We start from the raw sequence: 12569 nt of genomic DNA on the forward strand, positions 1-12569 counted from the left end.
ACCTCCATCCCTGCGACCGAACAGCCCCCCAGCACCGACCCGCCACCTAGAACCCCGCCACCTCCGACCCCAGCCCCAACAAAGAACCAAGCACCAAGAACCCCGAACAAAGAACCCCAAACCCCTCCCTCCCCATGTTTGACCCCACAATCCCTCAAGAAGGCACGCCACTGGATGCCGTGCAGATGCGCAATCAGTTCAATGGGCTCAAAGCGATCCTGGATGCCGCCGCGCCGATCACCGCCGCGCAGGTGGACGGCACGGCCACACTGGACCCGGGCAGTCCGGCGAACGTGAGTGTGACGGTGCAGGGCAACATGCTGCGCTTCAGCTTTGACATCCCACGCGGCATGGATGGGATCAATGGCAGCAACGGCATGGATGGCATGCCAGGCCCGCAGGGAAACAACGGCAGTGACGGTGCCCAGGGCCCACCAGGGGGCCCCGGCCCGCAAGGCCCACCCTTTGCACAGGCGGTGGTGGATGGTGTGTCCACCCTGAACCCTGGGGATAATGCGACGGTGAGTGTGAGCTTTGATGGCACGAACGTGCGTTTCCTGTTCGGAATCCCACGCGGCAGTGACGGTGCGCAGGGCTCCTCCGGTGAGGTGAGCCTGGCACAGCTCGATGCCGCGATCACTGGCACCAGTGCCAACACCAATGCTGTGGAGACGCTGGATTCCGTCTTTGCTGATCCAAACGCCGAAGCTCTGCGCCAAAAGATCAACGAGCTGATCCTCAATGGAAGGCGGTGAGTGACCCTGCGTGCGGCGGTTTTGCGCGGCACCGTCAAAAGCTGGCTATCCACGGATGCAGGGAGGGCCCCGCAAAAGCCTGAATTCCCACCGGGGTGGGATGCGCTTCACTCTTTGGTGACGACTTCATCGAGGTTGAGGAGCATGAGGCAGAGGCTGGTCCAGGCGGCGTGCTCGGTGGGGGAGAGCTGGGGGTCGGTGGGGGCTTCGCCGATGCGGAGGAGCTGGGCGGAGTCTGCGGTGCTCTGGCGGCGGAGGGTGGTGAGCTGCTGGTGGAGGATGGCGGCTTCCTCTGCCTGCGGCTGGCGGTGGGTGACGAGGTGGAAGGCCTGCTGGAGGTGTGCACGGTCGTCTCCTGGCATGTGGAGCACTTTTTGGGCGAGCACGCGGGCGGCCTCGACAAAGGTGGTGTCGTTCAGGGTGACGAGGGCGTGGAGTGGGGTATTCGTGCGGGTGGTTTTGACGGCGCAGACTTGGCGGGCGCTGGTGTCAAAGAGCATGGTGGGGCCGACGATGCGCCGCCAGAAGACGTAGAGGGTGCGGCGGTAGAGGGCGCTGCCGTGGTCCTGCTGGTAGGTCTTTTTGCCGAAGGTGGCCTCTTCCCAGATGCCTGCGGGCTGGTAGGGTCGCACGCTGGGGCCGCCGAGCTGGGCCTGGAGGAGGCCGGAGAGGGCGAGGGCCTGATCGCGGAGCATCCAGGCGGGCATGCGAAAGCGTGGGCCACGGGCGAGGAGGCGGTTTTCGGGGTCGGAGGTGGAGGCGGAGGCATCTGGGGCCTGGACGGAGCTTTGCTGGTAGGTCTGGCTGGTGACGATGAGGCGGAGGAGGTGCTTGACGTCCCAGCCGCTGTCCATGAACTCGGCGGCGAGCCAATCGAGCAGCTCGCGGTGCAGGGGGATTTCTCCCTGGACGCCGAAGTCCTCGGCCGTTTTCACCAAGCCGATGCCGAAGAGGGACTGCCAAAAGCGATTCACGGTGACGCGTGCGGTGAGGGGATGGTCACGGTGGATGAGCCACTGGGCGAGTCCGAGGCGGCTCCTGGGTGCGTCGGGGGCCAGGGGCGGGAGGACTGCGGGTGTGGTGAAGGTGACGCGGGTGGTGGTGGGCTTGTCGTAGGCTCCTTTGTCGAGGATGTAGGTCTCTCGCGGCTGGGGCAGCGTGTCCATGATCATGACTCGGGTGACGGCGGAGGCGGCGGCGAGCTTCTCCCGCTGGGCGGCGAGGAGGCGCTGGAGCAGGCGTGTGTAGGGCTGGTCTTTGTCTTTGAAGTAGCCGATGGCTTCGAGCAGTGGGTCCACGCCGCGATTGCGGGGGATGGTCTTGGCGATGTAGGCGGGTAGATTGCCTGGGAGATCGAAGGCGGCGCTTTCGGTGAGGGGCTTGCCCGCTGGGCGGGGGAATTTTTTCAGTTCAAAGGCATCGACCTCGTCAGCGATGCGATTGACGGCGGCGGTGGCGAGTCGGCTGCGATCGAGCTCGGCGGCGGTGCTCAGATCCATGGCGGGGGCGGCTTGTCCGCTGCGGCCTTTGCCGTCCTCGCTGGTCTGGTTAAAGACGTCGTAGAGGGCGTAGTAGTCCCGCATGGTGAGGGGATCGAATTTATGGTCGTGGCATTTGGTGCAGTTCAGGGTGAGGCCGAGCCAGACGGTGCCGGTGGTCTCCACTCGGTCCATGACGTTCTCGACGCGTGTCTCATCAGCGATGCGTCCGCCTTCGCCATTGATCATGTGGTTGCGGTGAAAGCCGGTGGCGAGTTTTTGCTGCGGGGTGGGCCTCGGTAGTAGATCACCCGCGAGCTGCCAGAGGGTGAACTGATCGTAGGGCATGTTGGCATTGATGGCCTGCACGACCCAGTCACGCCAGGGCCACATGGTGCGCTCGGGGTCGCCCTGGTAGCCATTGGTATCGGCGTAGCGTGCGGCATCGAGCCAGTCCCACGCCCAGCGCTCGCCGAAGTGGGGACTGGAGAGGAGTTTTTCGATGCAGGCATCCGGCGCAGAGGTCTCGTCAGGCTGCGGTGGTAGGCCTGTCAGGTCGAGCGAGAGTCGGCGGATGAGTGTCTCGCGTGGTGCGGGTGGGCTGGGCTGCAAACCGGCTGCGGTGAGTTTTTTCTGCACAAAGGCGTCGATCGGATGTGTGGCACCAGCAGGCACAGGTGGGCGCTGCACGGGCTCGAAGGCCCAGTGGCGGCCCCATTTGGCTCCTTCAGCGATCCATTGGCGTAGCGTGTGTTTTTGCGCGGTGGTGAGGCTGCGATTGCTCTTCGGAGGCGGCATGACCTCGTCTGCATCCGCTGTGTGGAGGCGTAGGATGAGGTCGCTGGCGTCTGGTTGGCCGGGAACGATGGCGGTGCCGCTTTTGGCGGCCTTTTCGTCATCGAGTCGGAGGTCGCCTTTGCGCTTGGCGGCATCGGGTCCGTGGCAGTGGAAGCAGTTCTCGCTCAGGATCGGTCGCACATCGCGATTGAAGTCGATCTGCGCCGTGCAGGGGATCACGGCGAGCAAGAAGAGCAGCAGAGCAGGGGAGAGGGAGTTCAAAGCGGGGATGATATGCACCGAGTCATCATGTTTTGTGAAATCCCAGTAGCAGATCGGCAACAGAATAACTGCATTCTGTTGCCTTCATTCTGTTGCCAATAATCACAAATCATGGAGGCAGGAAGTATAACGCCGAATGCGCTGCCTTTTGACCTGGGAGCGGGTAAATGGGTCGGATAAAGGATGCTAAGGGGCGAGAGGTGCCGTGGGGCGTTTTTGTCGCTGGTGAAAGTGAGTATCCAGCGGCATGCTGAGGGCGCTTTTATCCCTTCATGCCGCCTGCTCTCCGATCCCCCGCTGCTGCCCATATTGTGCCTTTGGCGCTGTTTATGCTGCTGGGGATGACGACGGGGCTTTTCCAGATCAAGAACTCGGAACTGCCCTGGTATGTGCGTCAGCCGGAGCTGTGGCTCTATCCGGCGCAGACGCTGATCTGTGGGGCGCTGCTGCTCTATTACCGCAGGCACTACACGCTGGTGCCGTGGCGTGGACTGGGGCTGGCGCTGGTCTTTGCTGTGGTAGGCATCGCCGCGTGGGTGCTACCTGCATGGCTGCGTGAGGCGCTGGTGGCTGCTGGGCATGCGCCGCAGGACTGGTGGGAGTGGCTGGGCATGAAGGAGCGGCTGGAAGGCTTTGATCCCACGATCGTGCGTGATTCTGGCGCTGGATATGCCTGCACGGTGCTGATGCGCTTTGCACGGATGACGCTGGTGGTGCCTTTTGTGGAGGAGCTTTTCTGGCGTGGCTTTTTGATGCGTTACCTCGTCGATCCTGATCGTGATTTTGAGAAGATCCCCTTTGGCACACATCGCTGGCGTGTTTTTTGGATCGTGACGGCGCTGGTGGTGGTGGCGCATCAGCCAGCAGACTACATCGGGGCCTTCATCTGGGCGGCGCTGATGTATGCGCTGGCAGTGCGCACACGCAGCCTCGGTGCCTGCGTGGTGATGCACGCCGCTGGGAATCTGCTGCTAGGCCTGTATGTGATGAAAACAGCCCAATGGGGCTTTTGGTGAGTTGGCGGCTTAAGCGAAGCCCTTCTGCCGTTTGGCATGCACGGCGGCGCTGTATTCGGCGCTGTTGAAATCGACGTATTCCTCCGAGAGGTCACTGGTATAGACGGTGTAGCCGCTGGTGCCGCTGTTCAGGTCGATGGTGACGGTGAATTTGTCTTCGCGGACGACTTTCTCCATCTCGGCGACGGGAGTTTTCGTGGCGAGGCCGCCCTGGCAGGCCTGGAGGCCACCGAAGTAGATGTCGATGAGTTCTTCGCGGATGCGGGCTCCGCTGTAACCGACAGCGTGGATGATGCGGCCCCAGTTCGGGTCGCAGCCGTGGAAGGAGCACTTCACGAGCAGGGACTTGGCCACGGCTTCGGCGGCTTTGCGGGCGTCGGCGAGGGTGCGGGCATTGCGGACACGGACTTCGACGAATTTGGTGACGCGTTCGCCGTCGCAGACGATCATCTTGGCGAGTTCGAGCATCACTTTGTGCAAAGCGCAGCGGAAGAGCTCGGCCTCAGGCGTGTTCTTTTTGATCACGGGCATGCCAGAGGCACCGTTGGTCATGACGATGACGGTGTCGTTGGTGGAGGTGTCGCCGTCGATGGTGATGCAATTGAAGCTCTTTTCTACGGCGTAGCGCATGCTGCGCTTCAGCTCATCTTTGCCGATCAGGGCATCGGTGGTGATGAAGCAGAGCATGGTGGCCATGTTCGGGCAGATCATGCCCGCACCTTTAGCGATGCCGCCGATGCGGAATTTATGTTTCCCACACGGCACCTCGATGGAGAAGCTCTTCGGCCGCGTGTCGCTGGTCATGATGGCACGCATGGCGTCATCGCTGCCGTTTTCGTTCAGCTTGGCGACGGCGTCGGGGATTTTCGGTAGCAGGCGCTGGATGGGCATGTTCATGCCGATGATGCCGGTGGAGCAGACGAGGACTTGGCGCATCTTGACGCCGAGTTGCTCGGCGGTGTGCTTGGTCATCGCTTTGGCGTCCTGGATGCCCTGCACGCCGGTGCAGGCGTTGGCGTTGCCGCTGTTGGCGATGATGGCGCGGGTATCGCTGTCTTTGATGTGCTGCTGGCTGACACGGACACAGGCAGCGCGGACTTTATTGGTGGTGAAGACTGCGTCGGTGACGGTGGGTGTGTCGGAGACGATGAGTGCGAGATCGAGGCGTGTGGCCTCTGGGTTCTTGATGCCGCAGTTCACCGCGCTGGCGCGGAAGCCTTTGGCCGCAGTGACACCACCTTCGATGACTTTGAAGGGAACGCGTTTGTCGCAGGGATCGATTTCTTTGGAGAGTGGCATGGGAGGGCGAGAAGGTCAGATGTTGAGGAGCCCGGTGGTGGGTGCAAATCCGCAGATGAGATTCATGTTCTGCACGGCTTGGCCAGAGGCCCCTTTGCCGATGTTGTCCTCCGTGCTCATGAGGATGAGCTGCCCAGCGCGGGCGTCATAGGACCAGCCGATATCGACGAAATTGGTACCATTGACGTTCTTGGTATCAGGCGACTGGTTTTGACCGAGCAAGCGCACAAAGGGCTGGTCTGCGTAGGCCTTTTGTAAAGCCGCACCGACTTGCTCGACGGTCACACCGGGCTGCAACTGCGCAAAGATCGTGGTGCAGATGCCAGAGTGCGTGGGCATGAGATGCGGGACAAAGGTGAGCTTCACCTCCCGGCCTGCGGCGAGGGCGAGTTCTTGGCCGATTTCGCTCAGGTGGCGGTGCAAAGGCACGCTGTAACTGCGCACGCTGTTTTGCACCTCACAGTAGAGCAGGGGGATGCTCTCTTTGCGGCCAGCGCCGCTAGCACCACTCATGCTGGCGATGCTGAGGGGCGACTCGGCGAGGAGATTGGCCTTCAGCAGCGGGATGAGCGGCAGTAGGATGCTCGTGGGGTAGCAGCCTGGGCAGGCGATGAGGCGGGAGGCCTTGATTTGCTCCTCACGGAGCTCAGGCAGCGCATAGACGGCCTCCGCGAGCAATTCGGGCGCTGGATGTGCGTGGCCGTAAAACTCCTCATACACGGCGGCACTGCGCAGGCGGAAATCCGCGCTCAGGTCGATCACTTTGATGCCCAGGGCCAGCAGCGGCTGCGCATACTCCACAGACACACCATGTGGCAGCGCCCAAAAGGCGATCTCTGCACCTGCGGCCTTCAAAGCGGCTGCATCCGGTGCCGTAAAGGTGAGCGTGTCCGCGACGCCCACGCCACGGAATCGCGGAAACTCTTTGGAGAGTGGTTTCCCCGCCAGCGAGCGGGAAGTGACCGCGACAATTTGCACATTGGGGTGACGGAGCAGCAGACGCAGGAGCTCGGCTCCTGAGTATCCACTGGCTCCGACGACGGCGACTTTGATTTTGGCGGCGGCTGACATGGCGAAGGGGGGCGGAGTCTGGAGATTAATGGATGGCTACGCAAGGCTAAAACAGCCAAGAAGGCATCCCCAGGCTCTTCAGGAACGAGTAGAACACAAAGCTGTAGAGGAACCAGATGGTGATGATGAAACAGATCAGCAATGCGATGAGAATCACCAGTCCGATGAAGAAGCGCAGTGTGCTTTTTTTCACCTCACCATGCTGGCCTGCCTGCCAAGTCTGGAGCATGGCGAGATTCCGAGAGTTGGACTTATAAAAGGCGGTCAGAAAGGGCGCAATGCCGGGGATGAGGCCGAGGAGGAAATTCACGCACATGTTCAGCGCCATGTGGAGGAAGGTACTGAAGGGAATGCCACTGCGCAGCGCATCCAGGAGGATGACCCCGCCTGCGCCAGTGACGAGCATGTCCCCGATGCCGGGAAAGAAGGCCAGGATCGGATCGAGCCCGATGCGCTTGTCCGTGCCTGGGATGCGCAGCCACTCATCCAGGTATTTGGCGAGGTATTGTGAGAGCACCTGCTTTTCGGGATCATCGCTCTGGGCGAGCTTTGCAGCGATGGGATTGAGCTCTGACGGTGATACGTTCGGCATGGAGAGGAAGGGGAAGCAAAAGCGGTGATAACCGGTTTGCGTGCTGATCCAAGACCTTTTTCACCCAGTTGAGGGCTCCAGGCAGAATCAAAAACACCACTCCCCATTGCCATCGAGCGCTTCCTCATCCAATAAACCGGCCCTTTCCCAACATACCTCTCATGTCACGTTCTTACACTCTCGCAGTTCTCCCCGGCGACGGAATCGGCCCTGAAGTCATGGCCGAGGCACTCAAAGTCCTCGATCACGTCGCCGCGAATTCCGGCATCTCTTTTCTCTACCAGCATGAGCTCGTCGGTGGTGCTGCCATTGACGCTGTGGGCAAGGCTCTGCCAGAAAAGACGATCAAAACCTGCGAAGCGGCGGATGCCATCCTGTTTGGCTCAGTGGGTGGCCCTAAGTGGGAAAAACTGCCGCCCAATGAGCAGCCAGAGCGCGGTGCTCTGCTGCCTCTGCGCAAGCATTTCGGTCTCTTTGCCAATCTGCGCCCCGGTATCTGCTACCCAGCGCTCACCAGCTCCTCTCCGATCCGGCCGGATCTGGTGGAGGGTGGCTTCGATGTGCTCTGCGTGCGTGAACTCACCGGCGGTATGTACTTTGGTCAGCCAAAAAGCCGCACCACGCTGCCCGATGGCGACATCGAGGTCATCGACACGATGGTGTATAAAAAGAGCGAGATCGTGCGCATCGCCCATGTGGCCTTCAAAGCGGCCCAGCTCCGCCGCAAGCACGTCACCAGCGTGGACAAGGCCAATGTGCTCACCAACTCCGTCCTGTGGCGTGAAACGATGGTCGAAGTGGCCAAAGAATACCCCGATGTCACTCTCGCTCACCTTTACGTCGATAACGCCGCCATGCAGCTCATCAAGGCTCCGCGCAGCTTTGACGTGCTCGTGACCGAAAACCTCTTCGGCGACATCCTCAGCGATGAAATGGCCATGATCGCGGGCTCTCTGGGTATGCTGGCTAGCGCCAGCCTGGGCAAGCCGAAGGGCGACGGCCTGTATTTCGGCCTTTTCGAGCCGAGCGGCGGCACCGCGCCAGATATCGCCGGCATGGGCATCGCCAATCCGATCGCGCAGATTCTCTCTGCCGCGCTGCTGCTGCGTTTCGCTCTGGGACTGGAAAAAGAAGCCTGCCAGATCGAGGGAGCGGTGAAAAAAGTCATCGATGCAGGCCTGCGCACCGGCGACATCTTCAGCAATGCCCCCGGCACGCGGAAGGTGAACACGAAGGAAATGGGCGAGGCGATTCTGGCGGCGATGTGAGCCGTTTGCGAGGTTCCGGCCTCAGCGAACGTTTCCGCAAAGACGCATGATGAAGAAATGGCCCGCAATCTGTCTTTTGACCGCCACCACGCTGCTGCGCGGGGTGGATCGGGATTACCGCGTCATCGACTTCCGTGCTGAACCACACAACTACGCTACCTGGCAGCCGAAGGACCGTTTTGCCGAGCTCCTGCAGCGGGTGGAGAAGGGTGAGGTCACGCTCGATACCACCGATGATCAGTCCATGCTGCGCAGCCTGCTCACGGCGCTGAAAATCCCCGTCAGCTCGCAGCTCCTGCTGTTTTCCGCCAGCAGCCTCCATAGCGAAATCATCAATCCGCGCAATCCGCGTGCCCTTTTCTTCAATGAGGACACCTACGTCGGCTATGTGCCCGGTGGCGTGCTGGAGGTCGCGGCGGCTGATCCTGAGCGCGGGCCCATTTTTTATGTGTTTGATCGCATGCAGCCCGGTGGCCCCATGCCACGCTTGGAGCGCGGCACGAAGTGCTTCAACTGCCACGGCGGAGTCGCGACCAAAGGCCTCCCAGGCCTGATCGCGGAGTCCCTGCTCGTTTCCCAAGCCGGATCGAGCCTGGAAACCTACCGCCGCGATGAGCAGGGGCACCACATCCCGCTCGAGAACCGCTTTGGCGGCTGGCATCTCACAGGTGGGCATCACATCAGCGGGCACAGGGCGAACGTCTATGGCCTCACGCGGAATGGCCGCACCGAAAAGCAAGACGTCATCCCCGGCCAGACCTGGGCACTGGAGAAGCACCTGCTGCCCACCAGCGACATCCTACCTCACCTCATCCATGAGCATCAGATCGGCTTCGAGAACCGCCTCGTGCGTGGCATTTACACCGTGCGTCAGCTCAAGCATGAGCGCAAAGGCATGCTCGGAAACACCGAGCTGACCGAGATCGATACCTGGGCACAAGAATTCGCCCGCTACGTGCTCTTTGCCGATGAGGCCAAATTTCCCTCCTCTGGCATCCAAGGTGACAGCGTCTATGCCAAAGCTTTCCAGGAAGACCGCCGCGCATCGAAGCGCGGCCTCGCGCTGAAGGATCTGGATATGAAGACCCGCATCTTCAAGCACCGCTGCAGCTACATGCTCTACACCGACACCTGGAAGCATGCCCCCAAAGAGCTCAAAGACCGCGTCTATTTCCGCATGGCAGAAGGCCTGCGTGATGCCCAGCCGAATCCCGCCTTAGCACATCTCTCCATCGAGGAACGCCGCGCTATCCGGGAGATCTTGAAAGACACCATGACCGATCTGCCCGCATGGTGGCGGTAAAAAGCGCCGCGTGATCTTTGTGATGTCTTTGGGGGGCGCTTTGAACGAAACGGCTGTCTTTCGGCTGGATGGAATCCGCTGCGCTCAAGGTGCTACTTTTAACCCCTCGGCTTTTGCCAAGTCTCTTTGTGGCTCATCAAAGGACAGCAGCGTATCGCAATGCATGTCGAGAGCACTGGCAACGTGAAGGATGTCCATCGCTCCAAAACCCTTTTGATTGTTGTGATGCTGGCTCAATCGCCTCGCGGCCGGGTAAAGTCTGCGCACCGGCACTTCCCACAGCTCGATGAAGCCTTCCAGTTGCGCCCGTTTCAGAGATTCAAGAGCGTGCAATTCTCCGGCTGCCGTCAGCTTCCGTGCGACACGCATCACGCGAATCGTGTTTTCCGCCTCAAACAGCGCCAATCGGGAAGTGAACATCGGGCGCGAATGCTGTTTCCACCACTGCCTCGCCTTGGTGCTGTGTTGATCCTCAGCACAAAAGGACACGATGAAACTGGCGTCTGCGAACGGCTTCATGCTCCCCGGCGTAGCTTGATGAGGAAATCCACCGAACCCGTGCTCGGCTGCCCCTTCCAGAAATCGCCCACTTCGTCGATGAACGCATGGATGCGTGCCCGCTGCTCCGCCGCTGGCAGGCTCGCGGAGCTTCTGCGCAGCAGTTTGGCGCTTCTTCGCCACGGTAGCGTGCGCGGTCGTTTTGCGGGGTGATGGAGCGGTCTTTGTCATGCCTCCATGATGCCATCCCCCAGCTCGGCCCGCAAGACGCAAAGCGGCCAGTCCTCACGCCTCATCCTCCCCACCCGGCCAAAGCTTCGTATCCAGACCGATCTCTTTTCCCTCGATCTTAAGCATGAGGGCAAAGGGCCCCTCGGCAGACAGCGCCGCGTAGCATGCCTTAACTTTCACCTCCGTGATCTTCTCATTGTGCCCGCGGGCCGCCCGCCCGAACTGCGGCAGATTCCGCGGCCCGTCTGTGCCCGGAGTCCGCCGGCGCCGGGATTGTTGGATGATGAATGCCTGGCGAGCACGCTTCCACCAAAGGATTGAAGATAATCCGCACCGTGCGCTGACCCGATTTTTCCGCCAGATTCTACCGGCAGGCCCGTCCCCCTCGCTGGCGCGTTGTTGCATCAGCATTCTTTCCACCTCTCGCTTGATCGCTGATTCATGCCTCGCGATGCCAAAATCTGTCTTCTCATCCACCGCTCGTTTCCGATTCGGGGGAGGCCAAACTTGTGTTTTCCCATCCTACGAAGTCTCATGTTCTCGCGCATACTTGGGCCAGATGTCCTTCGCCATCGGCCACAAGATGCCCTTCCACATCATTTCAAACGTGTGAACGTTGCGAGCGAAGTAATCAAACTGCCAGCTTAGCATACGTGCTCGAATCTCTTGGGCGGACTCTTCTGTGAGTTCATCATTTTCCAAAACGATCGCTTTCGCCCATTTCAGCATTTGCCACTCGAAAGGCTTGAGGTGAGCCAGTTCATCCTCTGGAGTCAATCTGATCTCACAAAACCTGAACTGCGCTTTGATGTAGAGGTGAAGCGCAAAGGCTGGAATCACTGCATAGTCGCTGCGATGGCTGTTATCCGACGCAGAACCTTCCATCTTGCGGCAAATGCCTCGCCGAACTTTTCGGGAGACTGGGCAATCTTCACCACGCCCTGCCCTTGAAGCTGCATCACCACATCCGCGAGAATCCTCTGTGCCTCGTTCGCGATCTCAGGTGCATTCTTGGCTGTGCGCCAGAACGAAAGAGACTGTGTTCCTCGCCTCAGAAAACGCCCGATTTCATCCAATACACGTTTAGCTCTCTCTGAGTCCTGAGCATGCAGTAAGAGCAGGCCATCGTAGGGATTGGCCGTTTCAGAGTCCGCATAGATTTCGATGGTGTCAGGACGAACGAGCCTTGCCGCTTCAAGAATGAGTTCCTCGCGTTCGCGGATCATCTTCTCTGCCGTGGATGATCCGGGCGCTGGATTCACGTTTGAACTTCTTCTTGGCTTTCGTGGCATCCCAAAACATCCGCATCACTCGGCAAGCAGCAAACACTTTGCACGGCATCCAGCGCGGCGCGGAGGCATGGAAAGACGCCTGCCGCGATGGATCGCCCACGAAGGCCGGGGAGCCTCCGCCCGGCGCGGCGGTCATCTTCAATCCAGCCTCTTTCCTTGGGAGCCAGAATGGAAAGAAGAAGCGCCCGCCCGGCCTCGGAGAGAAAGAGAGCTTCCTGTTTCTCTGAATCCCCCGCCTGCGGCCAGCATCTCCGCCATGTCCTCCCCCCCCCGCCTCAAGTTGTTGGCGTCATTGTCTTACTCCATGTCTTACCTGCCCCCTTACCGCCCCCTGAAATCCTTGGAAATCAAGGAAGTGGAGGCGAGGGGAGTTGAACCCCTGTCCGAATAACCGTTGCCCGTAGCGTCTCCATGCTCAGTCTCATCTTTGGTCTCGGTGGGAGGCGACTTGAGACGGCCTACTCTTCACCCAGCGTCCTGTTTGATCTCGTTTGTCACCCGGTCGCCCGGTGATCAAACCAGCCTGGTAGTGTCGTCAGGCAGGCTACCAGACATCGCCTGCATGACGTCGCGGGGCTTAAGCCGCGAGAGCGAGCTCGTTAGAGTTCACATTTATGTTTTTGATCCGCGATTTTAACGAGGCCAACGAATCATCCTCGGCATGCAGCTCCGAACTAAGGCTACCCGTCGAAACCAGTACGCCCCCG

13 protein-coding genes and 1 other RNA gene are annotated in these 12569 nt (G+C 60.4%); 6 read left to right on the plus strand and 8 right to left on the minus strand.

Annotated elements, in window-relative coordinates:
• Window positions 1-134: 134 nt before the first annotated feature.
• Complete coding sequence (locus IPK32_19010; GenBank protein MBK8093998.1) at window positions 135-755, plus strand: hypothetical protein; 621 nt, start codon at window positions 135-137, stop codon at window positions 753-755.
• 107 nt (window positions 756-862) lie between these two features.
• Here IPK32_19010 and IPK32_19015 read toward each other — a convergent pair whose 3' ends face one another.
• A complete protein-coding gene (locus IPK32_19015) occupies window positions 863-3310 on the minus strand; it encodes a PSD1 domain-containing protein (GenBank protein MBK8093999.1) in 2448 nt (815 codons plus the stop codon).
• 254 nt (window positions 3311-3564) lie between these two features.
• Between IPK32_19015 and IPK32_19020 the strand changes: the two genes are divergently transcribed.
• Window positions 3565-4308, plus strand: coding sequence for a CAAX prenyl protease-related protein (locus IPK32_19020; protein MBK8094000.1), 744 nt, complete (start codon window positions 3565-3567; stop codon window positions 4306-4308).
• 9 nt (window positions 4309-4317) lie between these two features.
• Here the strand turns inward: IPK32_19020 and argJ are convergent, their stop codons facing one another.
• Genes argJ through IPK32_19035 form a run of 3 tightly spaced genes read right to left on the minus strand, consistent with a single transcriptional unit; the run spans window position 4318 to window position 7270 of the window.
• On the minus strand, window positions 4318-5607 hold the full coding sequence (argJ, locus tag IPK32_19025) for a bifunctional glutamate N-acetyltransferase/amino-acid acetyltransferase ArgJ (GenBank protein MBK8094001.1): 1290 nt from the start codon (window positions 5605-5607) through the stop codon (window positions 4318-4320).
• 15 nt (window positions 5608-5622) lie between these two features.
• On the minus strand, window positions 5623-6678 hold the full coding sequence (locus tag IPK32_19030; GenBank protein MBK8094002.1) for an N-acetyl-gamma-glutamyl-phosphate reductase: 1056 nt from the start codon (window positions 6676-6678) through the stop codon (window positions 5623-5625).
• Between the two features lie 46 nt (window positions 6679-6724).
• Window positions 6725-7270, minus strand: coding sequence for a DUF4112 domain-containing protein (locus IPK32_19035; protein MBK8094003.1), 546 nt, complete (start codon window positions 7268-7270; stop codon window positions 6725-6727).
• A 161-nt stretch (window positions 7271-7431) separates the two neighbouring features.
• On the opposite strand from IPK32_19035, the gene leuB reads away from it, so the two are divergent.
• Window positions 7432-8538, plus strand: a complete 1107-nt coding sequence (gene leuB / locus IPK32_19040; protein MBK8094004.1) for a 3-isopropylmalate dehydrogenase — start codon at window positions 7432-7434, stop codon at window positions 8536-8538.
• A 46-nt stretch (window positions 8539-8584) separates the two neighbouring features.
• Window positions 8585-9841, plus strand: coding sequence for a hypothetical protein (locus tag IPK32_19045; GenBank protein ID MBK8094005.1), 1257 nt, complete (start codon window positions 8585-8587; stop codon window positions 9839-9841).
• 84 nt (window positions 9842-9925) lie between these two features.
• Here the strand turns inward: IPK32_19045 and IPK32_19050 are convergent, their stop codons facing one another.
• On the minus strand, window positions 9926-10360 hold the full coding sequence (locus tag IPK32_19050) for a type II toxin-antitoxin system VapC family toxin (GenBank protein MBK8094006.1): 435 nt from the start codon (window positions 10358-10360) through the stop codon (window positions 9926-9928).
• Window positions 10361-10378: 18 nt separating this feature from the next.
• Here IPK32_19050 and IPK32_19055 point away from each other — a divergent pair, with 18 nt between their 5' ends.
• A complete protein-coding gene (locus IPK32_19055) occupies window positions 10379-10552 on the plus strand; it encodes a hypothetical protein (protein ID MBK8094007.1) in 174 nt (57 codons plus the stop codon).
• Between the two features lie 540 nt (window positions 10553-11092).
• On the opposite strand, the gene IPK32_19060 is transcribed toward IPK32_19055, so the two are convergent.
• Both IPK32_19060 and IPK32_19065 read right to left on the minus strand, forming a co-directional pair.
• On the minus strand, window positions 11093-11410 hold the full coding sequence (locus IPK32_19060) for a hypothetical protein (protein MBK8094008.1): 318 nt from the start codon (window positions 11408-11410) through the stop codon (window positions 11093-11095).
• Window positions 11407-11796, minus strand: a complete 390-nt coding sequence (locus IPK32_19065) for a hypothetical protein (protein MBK8094009.1) — start codon at window positions 11794-11796, stop codon at window positions 11407-11409. Before IPK32_19065 ends, IPK32_19060 begins: the two co-directional genes overlap by 4 nt.
• Before the next feature lie 59 nt (window positions 11797-11855).
• On the opposite strand from IPK32_19065, the gene IPK32_19070 reads away from it, so the two are divergent.
• On the plus strand, window positions 11856-12089 hold the full coding sequence (locus tag IPK32_19070; GenBank protein ID MBK8094010.1) for a hypothetical protein: 234 nt from the start codon (window positions 11856-11858) through the stop codon (window positions 12087-12089).
• Window positions 12090-12215: 126 nt separating this feature from the next.
• On the opposite strand, the gene ssrA is transcribed toward IPK32_19070, so the two are convergent.
• Window positions 12216-12568, minus strand: a transfer-messenger RNA (tmRNA) gene (gene ssrA / locus IPK32_19075).
• Between the last annotated feature and the right edge of the window lies 1 nt (window position 12569).

Source organism: Verrucomicrobiaceae bacterium (assembly GCA_016713035.1).
Taxonomy (GTDB): Bacteria; Verrucomicrobiota; Verrucomicrobiia; order Verrucomicrobiales; family Verrucomicrobiaceae; genus Prosthecobacter.

What these genes read in the sequence shown, in the direction of transcription:
- IPK32_19010 (MBK8093998.1), top strand. Translation starts at nt 135, where the DNA reads ATGTTTGACCCCACAATCCCTCAAGAAGGCACGCCACTGGATGCCGTG.
- IPK32_19020 (MBK8094000.1), top strand. Translation starts at nt 3,565, where the DNA reads ATGCCGCCTGCTCTCCGATCCCCCGCTGCTGCCCATATTGTGCCTTTG.
- argJ (MBK8094001.1), bottom strand. Translation starts at nt 5,607, where the DNA reads ATGCCACTCTCCAAAGAAATCGATCCCTGCGACAAACGCGTTCCCTTC.
- IPK32_19030 (MBK8094002.1), bottom strand. Translation starts at nt 6,678, where the DNA reads ATGTCAGCCGCCGCCAAAATCAAAGTCGCCGTCGTCGGAGCCAGTGGA.
- IPK32_19035 (MBK8094003.1), bottom strand. Translation starts at nt 7,270, where the DNA reads ATGCCGAACGTATCACCGTCAGAGCTCAATCCCATCGCTGCAAAGCTC.
- leuB (MBK8094004.1), top strand. Translation starts at nt 7,432, where the DNA reads ATGTCACGTTCTTACACTCTCGCAGTTCTCCCCGGCGACGGAATCGGC.
- IPK32_19045 (MBK8094005.1), top strand. Translation starts at nt 8,585, where the DNA reads ATGATGAAGAAATGGCCCGCAATCTGTCTTTTGACCGCCACCACGCTG.
- IPK32_19050 (MBK8094006.1), bottom strand. Translation starts at nt 10,360, where the DNA reads ATGAAGCCGTTCGCAGACGCCAGTTTCATCGTGTCCTTTTGTGCTGAG.
- IPK32_19055 (MBK8094007.1), top strand. Translation starts at nt 10,379, where the DNA reads ATGAGGAAATCCACCGAACCCGTGCTCGGCTGCCCCTTCCAGAAATCG.
- IPK32_19065 (MBK8094009.1), bottom strand. Translation starts at nt 11,796, where the DNA reads ATGATCCGCGAACGCGAGGAACTCATTCTTGAAGCGGCAAGGCTCGTT.